Below are 12,722 nucleotides of genomic sequence, written 5' to 3' on the forward strand. Positions count from 1 at the left end.
TTCATGAATTCATTTTACTTCAATTCATTTTACTTCAATTACTAGAGAGTTAGATTTTAGTCCATTGGAAGAAGCCGTTACAGTAATCGCACCAACCCGATTCCCAGCTTTAAGTAACACCGTTGCAATTCCTGCCTCGGCATTAATCGGGTTGGCTCCAATCAATGTTGCATCACCTTCTACCTCAAAAGTGACACTTTGGGAGGCTTCCGGAACGACTGTCCCATGAGCGTCGGTAACTGATGCATACAGAAACACCACATCATTACGTCCGTTTTCCAATGGACGACCGCTTTCGTCGAACCAAAGAGTAAGCCCGGCAGCCTCTCCGGGAGTTCGGCGCATGGCTTTGGTAACTTCTTTTCCATCAACAAAGCCTTTTGCCACCAATTCTCCGGGTTCAAAATTATCCAGATGAAAAGTAAACGGCGGGTGGTCCAGATGGCTACTGATGCGATCCTGATCGGGTTTTTGACGGCCCAAAGAACGACTGTTAACCAGCAATTCCACTTCATCGCAGTTGCTGTAAACTTTAACATCAGTAAAAGACGGGTCGTTGTAAAAATTAGCAATTTCAATAAAGGGACTGTAAAATTCTTCGCTAATTTCAGGCTTAATGTCTGCCTGACTTTTGTAGAAATAGTAAGCGAATTTGGGCAACCTGAAAATATCCATAATCCCGGAAGCTTCGATATCCGGAGCATATCCCCGGTTGTAATCGTACATCAGCCAGTTGGCATCGCCACAGGCAGGCCCCTGCAAATTGCTGTTGTGGGCCTCCTGATAGTTAATTGCCTGCTGAGCAAGCCGTTTCTGGCCAAATCCCCGCAACTGACGTGAATTACGCTCTTCGGCGGTCAGGTCTTCAAAAGCTGTCTGATTGAAACCGGCATTCTGAGCATAGTATTCCCAGTCTCCATACTCGGCAATAAAGATGGGCTTTTCATTGTCGTATTGATTCCAGTAATGAGGAGGTTTTCCATGCTGACGCGCAGGAATATAAATATCATAGACCTCATCTACCCAGCCACAGGTGTAAACATCCTGATGCGGGTACTCCTCATGCACGGCATTATGAGCCCGCTGCATAAACTCCAGGGACATGCCGGATTCATTGAGAGAGGCCTCCCAAACAACAACCGAAGGATGATTGCGGTCACGGCGTACCATGTTCCTTACATCAAGGATTGCCCTCTCCTGAAACTCTTCATTTCCAAAGAATTGCCACCCGGGAATGGCATCCATTGTCAGAAGTCCCAATTCATCACAAGCCTGCATAAAAGACTTTGAGTGGGGGTAATGAGACAACCTGACAAAATTGAACCCTGCCTGCTTTATTTTATAAGCATCACGGTAATGGGCATTGTCCGACAATGCATAGCCGATATAAGGATATTCCTGATGACGGTTGGTTCCTCTTAAGAATAAAGGTTCTCCATTTAAAATGAATTCCCCTGCTGTCCATTTAAATGTTCGTATGCCAATGGTTTCAGTGACTTTGTCAACTACCTTCCCGTTGTTCAGCACCTCCACATTCAACTGATACAGATTGGGATTATCGGGCGACCAAAGTTGAGGATCCTCCACATCGAAAGAGGTTTTCATTTCCAAATGGGTTCCTGCATTAAGCATTTGCAAGCGAGCACTTCCGCTGGCAACATTATTTCCGTCCGCATCAACCAGATTGGTGTTTAATGATACTTCTACCGCTTTCTGACCGTCATTCACCACATCCACCTTTAAATTCACAGTAGCTTTCTCTCCCGAAACTTCAGAATAGGTTACAAAAAGGCCACCACCTGCGACTTTTCCGGCTTCTATCGGATCCGAGATATGAACCTGATCTTTAACAAAAAGCCAAACATTTCGATAAATCCCACTGAACCAATTAAAATCCAAATCGTCAATGGGTTTACCCGGAGGCACAAGCGGATTGTCTTCATTATTGAGCTTAACCAACAGAATATTTTCGTCTCCATATTTCAATTCGTTGCTCAGATCATAATAAAAAGGCAGATAACCACCTTCATGGGTCATCAGATGCTTTCCGTTGAGATATACATCAGCCACTTGCATGGCTCCTTCAAATTTAACGGCTACATGTTTGCCATTTAAAGAAGCAGGAACCGTGAATGATTTCTTGTAAAAAGACGTTCCCTGCCACTGACGTTCTTTGAGTACCAAAGGCTCAATGTGAGCGGTGTGAGGAATCGTAACCTTTTCCCATTTGGTGCTATCATCCGACGAAAACAGAAGTCCCACATCACCAACCTGCGCCCCTTTCACAAACTCCCAGTCGTTATTAAACAAGTTTGCTCGTTTATGAAAGCCAGGAACACCAGCCTTGTTTTGACATGAGAAAAATGCCAGTGTGCTTATTAAAATCAGAAGTGCTCGTTTCATATTTAAGGTTTATTCAATAATGAGCGTGATATAAAAAAAATATTTCTGCACCGGAGTTAACCCCCTGTTAATGAGAGTTCAAAATTTTCAAGAACGAAGAGTTTGGCAACAAAGATGCTTTTCAGACCGGGCTCAATAATACATTTCAATTTGCGCGACAGTGTCAGGTTTAATAATCTACACTCAGGTAATTTGCTGCTTCAGTAACATTTCCGGAGAAATTGAACAGTGCACAATTCTCCCAACTGGAACCGGTTCCCCAGAGGTCTTTCATTCCTGATGTTATCCAGGCAGGCTCCCAGTAAATTACGCCTAAAGCCCCGGCATCAGACATATTCTGCGATAAGGTTGTGAGAAATTGTTTCTGGCCCTCCACGGTGTAAGGAAACTCTTCCAACGGAGCAGTTTCCGAAGAATATATGTTTCCGTAATTATCGTTGTGATCGGTCGTGAAGGGATAGGCAGTTTCCATCACCAGCAATTCTTTGTCATAAGAAGCTTTCAGTTGAGATACAAGATTAGGAAGTGCTTCGAAAGAAATGGTGGTGTGCCACAAGTGGTAATAGGAAAATCCCATGATCTCAAAATCAGTAACCTTTCCTTTGTTGATGACATCCGCCATCCACCATTCGAGATTTTTGGGGTCGGCGATGTGTAATGCCACTTTAATGTCCTGTCCCGATTGGGATTCCATATCTCGAACTGCTTTAATTCCGGCATTCACCACCTGTCCGAAAGCTGCCCAATTCCCATCGTAAACATTAAGATCAGGGAACCCCTCAGGAGTCGATGTGGTCATCATACCGGGGTTGGTTTCATTTCCAATCTGAACCATTTGAGGTAACAGGTCTCTTTCTTTAAGATATTCAAGAACTGTGTAAGTATAATTGTATACCGAGTCGCTCAACACATCAAGACTGGTGATATTCTTCCATGCGGCAGGCACATCCTGATGTCCGGGATCTGCCCAAGTGTCGGAGTAATGAAAATCCAGGAGAACAGCCAACCCGATTTCGTGAGATCGTTCAATGGTTTTGGCCACATCTTCGGGGCCACTGTAAACAGGAGTAGCATCTCCGTAGATATCCTTCACCCATTGCGGATTGTGCCAGATGCGCACCCGGGTCAGATTGGCTCCTTTGTCACTCAACACCTCAAAAGGATCGGCCGGTTCGTTGTCTTGTTTGTATTGTCCTCCATGGTCTTCTACCTGATTGACGTATGATAAGTCAACCCCTTTAATGAAATCTGCCAATACAGGTTTATCAGAAGGTTCTTCTTCCGGCTGAGGCTTGTCCTTTTTATTGTCCTCGGAACAGGCAAAGCTCAGAACAGTTGTAAATAGAAGAGCAAAAACGAATAGAATCTGGGGCTTTCTCATACGTATAAAATTTATTTAATATAGTCTGATGAAACGTGCATGCAAAGGTTCAGCCAACTTCTTCCCGATTCAAATTAGGGATTTGCTATGTGGATAACCTTTCCAGGCTTGTTTCACAATAATCAATTTACCGGTATCAAATTTTCATGAGTTGACGAACTTTTGGAAAACTCATTCCTGGAAGCAATCAAACTGCGCATCAAACTTAAACAAGTATTAAAAAATGTAATTGTTTTAATCCTCCAAATAGTTGTCTGAATCATACATTGTAAGCAAAACCAAAGACACCAAAGTTCACTTCGCTGACTTACAATACATTAACCAACTTGTCTAAATCTTACAAATCCTTGTTAAATTCTATCATTCAACCATATTCTGTTAAAATATTTTTAATTTTACCCGTTCCGCGAAAGAATCATGTCATTAGAAAGCAGATTATGTCAGTCCTGTCGACCATAAGAAAATCATTGGCAACAATATGTTTGCTGGTAATCTTTTCCTGCATTACAGAAGCATTACCAGCACTCTACTTCTCAAATCTTACAATTGAGCAGGGGTTGCCCTCCAATGTTACCAATTCTATTGTTCAGGACAAATACGGGTTTATATGGATCGGAACACAAGAAGGATTATCCCGCTACGACGGATTTGAGATGATGACCTTTCAGCATTCAGGAAACTCAGGTTCTATCCCTTCGAACAATATCTCAACCCTGTTGTATGATGATAATTTAATATGGGTAGGCACATGGAACGGACTCTGCACCATCAATATTCACAACTATGAGATAAAACAAATCAACCTGGGACGCAGCAAAACCATCCGGGCTCTTTACAAGGACAAAGAAGAAAATATATGGATAGGAACAGCCAACGGGCTCCTGAAACACCATCCTGAGAAAAATATTTTCACCTTTTATGACAGCTCTAACTCCGGGTTATCGCACAACACAATACGTTCTTTTCATCAATCAGGCAACGGAGACCTGTGGATTGGAACCTATGACGGACTCAACAGATATCGGCAGGGCAAAATAACCTCATTCGAAGTAAAAGGAGACTACAAGCCCTTGCTCGAAAACAACCTGGTAGTTTCCATCAGTGAATATGCCAAAGGATGTGACTCACTGTTATGGGTGGGAACAGAAACAGGCCTTGCTCTGTTTAACACCCACGACAAAAACTTTAAGCACTACAATACATCAAATACTCAATTTAGCAATGAAGTAATCAAAACCATATACCATCAGAATGATTCGCTACTTTGGCTGGGAACCGATTTTGGCCTGAACCTTTTTAACGTCAAAACTGAATCGGCAACTGCATTCTTTCACGATCCTCTTATAAACAACACCATTGCCAACAATGTGGTCTGGCAAATATTTGAAGACAACCAGGAGCGGGTCTGGCTAATTACTTCAGGCGGCGTCAGTCTGGTCAATAAAGGAGAGCCTTATTATCATTTACACGAGGAGTTTTTCAGTTCCGACGAGCCGAGAATCGGAAATCAGATCAGGGACATTTTATCTGACCAATACGGAAATATCTGGCTGGCAACCATTCACGGGGTGGTAAAAGAAAACCTCCAAAACGGAGAAAGAGAAACATTCTCCACAACTTCTGAAAGTACAGATCAGGTTCTTCTGGATAATGTTTATGCGCTTGAGGAAGACCATATCGGACGTATCTGGATTGGGACGGCAGCGGGAATCAACATCCGGGATAACAGGAAGAACCAGATGCACGCCATTACTGCCGGGAAAGAGAACGGATTAACCTCCAATTACATCAGTGGAATTGTCCAGGCTTCTGACGGAAGTTTCTGGGTTAGTGCCTGGGAAGGTGGGGTATTCCGCACTGAAGCGGACGGAAGTTCCCCGGAAGATTTTCATTTTATGCTGATCGACAATGAGGGTGGCGGCCAGTTAATGAAATATGGCGAACAAATATTTTATTCAAGCGGTAATCAACTCAGTGTTTTTGACCCTGTAACATTCAATAAAAGTCAGGTTAATAAGGTCAACCAACTTATTAAAAACCGCTCAGTAACCATTATCCGTGCCGGGAAAAATGAGAGCATGTGGATAGGTGCCGAAAACATGCTCATCCGCTTCATTCCAAAAACAGGAGAAGTGAAAAGCTTTGACGTCAATATCAGCAGCCCCCACAAAATCATCAATCTGGAAGAGGATGACTCTGGAAACATCTGGGGAACCACACAAAATTCCATTTTCAGGGTTAATATTGGGACAAGTGAAACAATTACAATTCCAGTCAATGAAGGTTCTCCGTTCAAAGGGTTTTATTCCAACTGCAGTGCTATTGCCGGAAACGGGAATATCTTGTTTGGCGGGGACAATGCTTATTTGGAGATTGCTCCTTCACACATTAATTATTCAACAGGCAAACCTTCCTTTTTTATCACAGGTATCCGAATAAATAACCAACCGGTGCAACCATCCAACGCACCGGACATTCTATCGTCGGACATTGCATATACTCAAAACATAAACCTAAAATATCATCAGAACTCATTAACCTTCGAATTTTCGACTCTTGATTACCTCTATCCCGATATGGGGCAATTCCGCTACCGGTTGACGCCGGACCAGGAGGAATGGATATCCAGTTCAGGGAGAAACAATTATGCCGTATTTTCCAATGTTGCACCGGGCAATTACGTATTGGAAGTCCAGGGAACCAACCATCTGGGACAATGGAGCGAAATCCGGAAACTCCTGATTGACATTTCTCCTTCGATCTGGCTAAGCAAAGGTTTTCTAATGCTTTACATCGCCTTAATTCTGGGGTTGACATATTTTATCTTCAGAGTTTACAATTACCGTCAACGTCTCAACAGTGAGTTGAAAATAGTCAGACTCGAAAAGCAGCATAGTGAAGCCCTTTATCAGGCAAAAATCCGATTTTTTACCAACATTTCACACGAATTTCGCACTCCTCTGGGTTTAATTATTTCACCGCTTAAACAATTATCACAAGGCAACATACAGGATGTCCGTTTCCGCAAAATGATTGAACTGGCACACAGAAATGCCGGTCGGCTCAACAAGCTTATCAACCAACTGCTTGACTTTAGAAAGATAGAATCGTCTCAACTTCAACTAATAACCCAACCCGTCGAAATGGTTGCTTTTACCAGGGAAATCTACTCCTCTTTCGATGACCTGGCACAACGTAACCAGCTGAATTATCGTTTTCATGCTTCGCCGGATTCAGTGAATTGTATGCTGGACCGCGAAAAGGTTGAAACCATTCTCTTCAATCTTTTATCCAATGCCTTTAAATATGCACCCCGGGAAGGGGAAATAGAAGTCGGACTCAAAACAACAAATGCACTAAATAATACCTCCACTATCGAAGTTAGTGTTGAAGACAATGGCCCCGGGATTCCGGAAAATGACCGCAATCATATATTTGAGCTGTTTTATCGGACCGATGAAAAAACCAACACCCGCAACGGCTCAGGAATCGGGCTAACTCTTGCCATGGAATACGCACAGCTGCATGGCGGCACCATAATACTGGAAAGTGAAGCCGGCAAGGGAAGCAGATTTACATTGTTGTTGCCCCTCCTTAAAACGGAAATCCTTAACGAAGTCGGAGACCAAAATACCAACCCGGAGGACAAAGAAAGAATGACAAAAACGGGTATTGAAGCACCCGAAAAGGCGCCTAAAATTCTTTTGGTTGATGACAATACCGACTTTCTGGACTATCTGACCATCAACCTTGAAGCGGAATACCATCTCCTCACTGCTGAAGATGGTAGTGAAGGACTAGAGCTGGCAGCCGGCGAAAAACCGGATTTGATTATTTCGGACATAATGATGCCCGTAATGGATGGCATTCAATTGTGCGAACAAATCAAGACCAATACCTTAACAGCACATATCCCCGTAATCCTCCTTACCGCCAAAACCCTTGACATTGACAAAACCGAAGGAATGAACAAAGGGGCAGATATGTACATCACCAAACCCTTCGATATTGAATTTCTCAAATCGAGCATTCACAGCCTGTTCCGCCGTGAAGAGGAAATGATCCGCTACATCAAAAACCAACTTATTCTGAACCCAGGAAAAGAAGAAAAAAGGGAACACCCCGATGAACTTTTCTTAAAAAAAGTGATGACTATCATTGAGCGCAATATGAATAATCCGGCATTTTCGGTAGATAGGATAAGTGAAACCGTAGGGATGAGCAGCACCCACCTCTATCGTCGGCTAAAAAGTATCACCGGCATTTCCACACGGGATATTATCAATAATTACCGAATGCAAAAAGCGGCACAGTTGCTTTCAGACAAAGAGGGAAACATTACAGAAGTGATGTATGCTGTGGGCTTCTCAAGCCTGTCCAGTTTCTCAAAGAGCTTTAAAGCCAAATTCGGAGTGTCTCCAAGGGTGTATTGCGACCAGAGGGAACGCCAAATATAACCCGACACATTACTTTGAAAAGAGCAATATCGGATTAGCAACCAAAAAAAACCAGCGAACCCCCAAAAATGTCAGTTCTGCAATATCATTTTCGCCACATCATAATAGGAGCTTTTCTTTGTTGATTATTAACCTTTAAATCAAAACATCATGAAAAGTTACATTTATTTATTTGTGGCGATTTCACTGGGGAGCAGCCAATCGAACCTAAAAGGGCAAACCAGCTTCAACATTGAATTACCAAACCGGCTGCCAACCGACCTGGTATTGAAAAATTCAGAAATCCGAACTTACCGAATAATAACGGACTATTTGGATTACGATTTAAAAGGGAATTTCAATGCAAAAAGACGGGTTGCGGGTGATTATACCATTGGGTTGCCTGGCGACACGGTACGATGGAATAACATTAGTCTCTCCAATTCAGCCGACCTGGAAGGAACCTTCCCGAAAGGCAAAAAGCAACAATATATGGAGAATTTCTCCTATATTCAGGATGAGAATATTCTATCCCAATCGTTTTTCAAAGATATCCCCCAGGCAGATATTCTTATAAGAAATCTGATTTGGGATGTTGCCGGCTTAAATTGGTTTGCATACTGGAATTGGGACAAATTGGAATTAAACAAACCCTATAGAGACAAGAACATAAACAATCAGAAATTGGATCTGTCGGGTCAGGGAACCTTTGAAAACCGGAATGTGGAAATAACCTGGATCGGCGTTACAAAGCAAAACAATGAGACCTGTGCAATTCTGAAATACTCAACCATGAATAACCCGCTGACTGTAAAACTCGAAAACATGAATATGACCGGTCGAAGCCACTACTGGGGAGAAATTTACGTATCATTAGAAGATAAAGAAATTGAAATGGCTACGCTGCTTGAAGATGTAGTTACAGATATTTCTCTGGAAGGCCAACCAAATAACATTTTGGGATATACTGTCAGAAAAATCACTTTGGCCAAAACCAATTAATTATGAAAGAACTTCATAAATCTGCAAAATTTTGGTTGTTGTACCATGTTGGCATGCTGTCCTGGGGGTTTCTGGCAGCTATGGTAATCAAATACAACCAGGAAGGGGACCCATTTCCCCCCACCTTTTTGGTACCCTTTATTTCCATATTTCTAATTTCATCAGGAATTGGCTACCTCGCAAGCTTCATGACTGTTAAAGCTACAAAGTTAAGCCTCGACAAACTAAGAAAATGGCTTCTTCCCGCACTTTTAATTTTTTATGCCGGAGCCTTTTTAATCTCAAATCTGGTTATTTCTCTGGGCGTTTTGGGATGGTTTATTTATTCCGGAAGAGATTTGAATGAGTTCTTTCCACATCTTTTTCGAAACGAATTAAACCTTGCCAATTCCTCCTTTGCTATGTGGCTCATGTTTTTTACCATCGGATTCTTTTATGTTATATGGCAGAAATCATCGAGGCGTGAACAAAATCTCATCAATGAAAATCTAAAATACCGATACAATACATTAAAGTCACAAATTAATCCACATTTTTTGTTCAACAGCTTTAACACCCTTTCAGAACTTGTATACGTAAACCCGCAAAGAGCAGACAATTACATCCAGAAACTTTCCGGAATATATCGGTACATCCTCGAAAATGAGCAAAACGACCTGATTCCCCTTCCGGACGAAATACAATTTGTGGAACGGTACATGGCATTGCAAGATGAAAGAAACAAGGGGACAGTAAAGCTTTTGATGGACATTAAAGATGCATCAGCTTTTGAAATCATACCCGTTTCACTACAGATTCTTATTGAAAATGCTTTAAAACACAATGAAGCATCGAAGAAGGCGCCACTGGAAATAAGCATCTTCAGAAAAGGAGAGTATTTATTGGTCACAAACAACAAACAGGCTGTAAACATGTTGGAGCCATCCACCAGAACAGGCCTTACAAACCTGTCTGAAAGGGCAAAAATAATAACTGAAAAAGACCTCATTATCAGAGATTCGGACAACAAATTCGAAGTGTTACTTCCCTTAATTCGCAAAAGCCATGAAAGTACTGATCATCGAAGATGAAAAACCCGCAGCCGACAAGCTGGTTCGATTACTGACCAATCAGGAATATCCCATAGAAATACTTAGCACCCTGACTTCAGTAACAGAGTCTTTAAACTGGTTGCAAAACAATTTATCTCCCGACCTGATTTTTATGGATATTCAACTGGAGGACGGCACTTGTTTTGATATTTTTGAGGCCATGAAAATCACCATTCCGGTGATTTTCACAACAGCCTACGACCAATATGCCCTGAAAGCCTTTAAAGTGAACAGTGTGGATTATCTATTGAAACCTGTTGACCCGGGGGAATTAAGAATAGCCCTGCAAAAATATGTCACAACACATTTTCAGAGTAATAATCTGCTTCAACTGGAAACGGCATTGAGACAATTGCCCCAAAATAAGAAAGAACGATTTCTTGTAAAGGTTGGCGATCACTTCAAATCTATTCCAACTACTGATATCAATTGTTTTTATATTGAAGAACGATGCACTTTTCTTAATTGCGGCGAGGGAAGATCTTATGGAATTGATTATTCTCTTGACAAGGTGGAAGAACTGGTGAATCCTAACCGGTTCTTCAGAGTTAACCGCAATTTCATTGTAAATTTTTCTTCCATCTCCGATGTACTTTCTTATTCATCTGCCAGATTAAAGATCAAATTGATTGGCGTTGACAACAACCATCTTATTCTGGTGAGCAGGGAGCGGGTACGTAGATTTAAGGATTGGATGGATCGATAGAAATTCCATGTCAGAAACATATTCTTTGGGGAAAATAAATAATTTTCTATATTTGTGTCGTGCGCGACTTAATTGCTTGCGATTTATTTTTAAAACAACTCATAATATGGAAAATAATTTTTATCAATTCTCGGCAGAAACACTTTTTGGCAAAAAGGTAGATATGACTACCTACAAAGGAAAAACAGTAATTGTAGTAAACACCGCCAGCAAATGTGGATTGACACCACAATACGAAGGACTGGAAGCGCTTTACAAGAAGTACAAAGACAAAGGGTTGGTGATACTCGGGTTTCCATGCAACCAGTTTGCCAACCAGGAGCCGGGAGATGAAAAAACCATTTCAGAAACTTGTTACACCAACTATGGGGTTACCTTCCCAATGTTTGCCAAAACGGATGTAAACGGGGAATCAGCCCATCCCATTTTTAAATATCTGAAAAAGGAACTTAGCGGGCTGTTTGGCGGTATGGTAAAATGGAACTTTACCAAGTTTGTAATCGACAAAGACGGCAAACCGGTCAAAAGATTTGCGCCAACGACCAAACCGGAGGAAATAGACAAGTACCTGCAAAAAATTTTAAACTAAGGCCCTGTTAAAGTTTTGTTTTTGCGGGAATTTTTTGAATAATTCAGTTCTAAAAAAGTCAATATTGTCAAGAATAGACGCACTTGTTAAGAAAAATATGACGAACCCTAAAGTTCAATACTCGAAATCTTTCCAAAGGTCGAAACTAAAACAATTTCTAAATTAACATTGATTACCATACGGAGAGTCGGGAAAAACCCGACTCCCTTACAATACTTCAACAATGGCTTACGAACAATTAAAACTTGAGAACCAGTTGTGCTTCCCCGTTTATGCAGCATCGCGACTTATTACGCGGGAATATCAACCTCATCTCGACGGCCTGAAAATTACCTATCCGCAATATCTGGTGTTGATGGTATTGTGGGAGCACGGTTTTATGACAGTCAAGGAGATATCTGCAAAACTAATTTTGAAGACCAACACCCTGACCCCCCTGCTTAAAAGGATGATGAATCAGGGCATTCTCACCCGACGAAGGTCGGATGAAGATGAACGAAACGTGATTGTAGAACTAACCAAAAAAGGAGTACAAATGCAACATGAAGCGGCAGCAATCCCGGAAAAACTTGTAAAAGGACTGCTGTCTGAAAGATTAGAGGTGGAAGATATTATTGATTTACGAAATAAACTGAATACAATCATCGATTATCTGTCGCAAAAGGAGAAGGTTCTTTAACCAGACAGAACAAGCAGTGCCGCCAAACCGGACAGAACAAAATTAAAAAACCTGTAAAATTGTCGATTAATGGAGTTCATTGAATGAAAGTTTAAAGTGTTGTTTTTATTTTCAATAACTGGTTAAGTTTTTTGGCAAAACGATTGAAATTCTCCTTAAAGGAATCCAATGGTGGTTCATCATAATGATAGGTACCTATATAACCTTTCCAAAAGATCATAATCGAAAAGAAAACAATCACACATAACCGGTACGACCCGCTTTGAGGTCGATTCTCCAATAAAAGTTAAATCTATAAATATTCGACCCACTTATGCTTTTACAAACATACAGCCTTCGGGGTCATCCCTTTTTATGTGAGAAAAACAGAGCCTGAAGGGCTCTTATGTTTATAGTTGTTCGCAACAATACAAAATATCGACGCTGAAGGTGTTG

General features: G+C 41.5%; 8 protein-coding genes. 6 read left to right on the top strand and 2 right to left on the bottom strand.

Annotated features, from left to right (window positions below):
* Positions 1 to 24: 24 nt before the first annotated feature.
* Entirely contained in the window at positions 25 to 2,403 is a 2,379-nt protein-coding gene (locus tag QZZ43_RS11085) for a glycoside hydrolase family 2 TIM barrel-domain containing protein (RefSeq protein ID WP_291859067.1), read from the bottom strand.
* A gap of 169 nt (positions 2,404 to 2,572) precedes the next feature.
* Positions 2,573 to 3,784: a glycosyl hydrolase 53 family protein gene (locus QZZ43_RS11090; RefSeq protein ID WP_291859069.1), complete on the bottom strand. Its 1,212-nt coding sequence runs from the start codon at positions 3,782 to 3,784 to the stop codon at positions 2,573 to 2,575.
* A gap of 467 nt (positions 3,785 to 4,251) precedes the next feature.
* Here QZZ43_RS11090 and QZZ43_RS11095 point away from each other — a divergent pair, with 467 nt between their 5' ends.
* From QZZ43_RS11095 to QZZ43_RS11120, 6 genes are all read left to right on the top strand, one after another.
* Positions 4,252 to 8,241 (top strand): two-component regulator propeller domain-containing protein, encoded by a 3,990-nt coding sequence (locus QZZ43_RS11095; protein WP_291859071.1) that lies wholly within the window; start codon positions 4,252 to 4,254, stop codon positions 8,239 to 8,241.
* A gap of 150 nt (positions 8,242 to 8,391) precedes the next feature.
* Positions 8,392 to 9,222: a hypothetical protein gene (locus tag QZZ43_RS11100; protein WP_291859074.1), complete on the top strand. Its 831-nt coding sequence runs from the start codon at positions 8,392 to 8,394 to the stop codon at positions 9,220 to 9,222.
* A 2-nt stretch (positions 9,223 to 9,224) separates the two neighbouring features.
* Positions 9,225 to 10,292 carry a sensor histidine kinase gene (locus QZZ43_RS11105; protein ID WP_291859076.1) on the top strand — a complete coding sequence of 356 codons (1,068 nt, stop codon included), beginning with the start codon at positions 9,225 to 9,227 and terminating at the stop codon, positions 10,290 to 10,292.
* Positions 10,267 to 11,019: a LytTR family DNA-binding domain-containing protein gene (locus QZZ43_RS11110; protein ID WP_291859079.1), complete on the top strand. Its 753-nt coding sequence runs from the start codon at positions 10,267 to 10,269 to the stop codon at positions 11,017 to 11,019. Before QZZ43_RS11105 ends, QZZ43_RS11110 begins: the two co-directional genes overlap by 26 nt.
* A 106-nt stretch (positions 11,020 to 11,125) precedes the next feature.
* The gene (locus QZZ43_RS11115) at positions 11,126 to 11,608 is read left to right on the top strand and encodes a glutathione peroxidase (protein WP_291859082.1); all 483 of its coding nucleotides are present in this window, start codon (positions 11,126 to 11,128) and stop codon (positions 11,606 to 11,608) included.
* A gap of 223 nt (positions 11,609 to 11,831) precedes the next feature.
* Complete coding sequence (locus tag QZZ43_RS11120; RefSeq protein WP_291859085.1) at positions 11,832 to 12,287, top strand: MarR family transcriptional regulator; 456 nt, start codon at positions 11,832 to 11,834, stop codon at positions 12,285 to 12,287.
* The last annotated feature ends 435 nt before the right edge of the window (positions 12,288 to 12,722 follow it).

It is taken from the genome of Marinilabilia sp. (assembly GCF_016278715.1).
GTDB lineage: Bacteria > Bacteroidota > Bacteroidia > Bacteroidales > Marinilabiliaceae > Marinilabilia.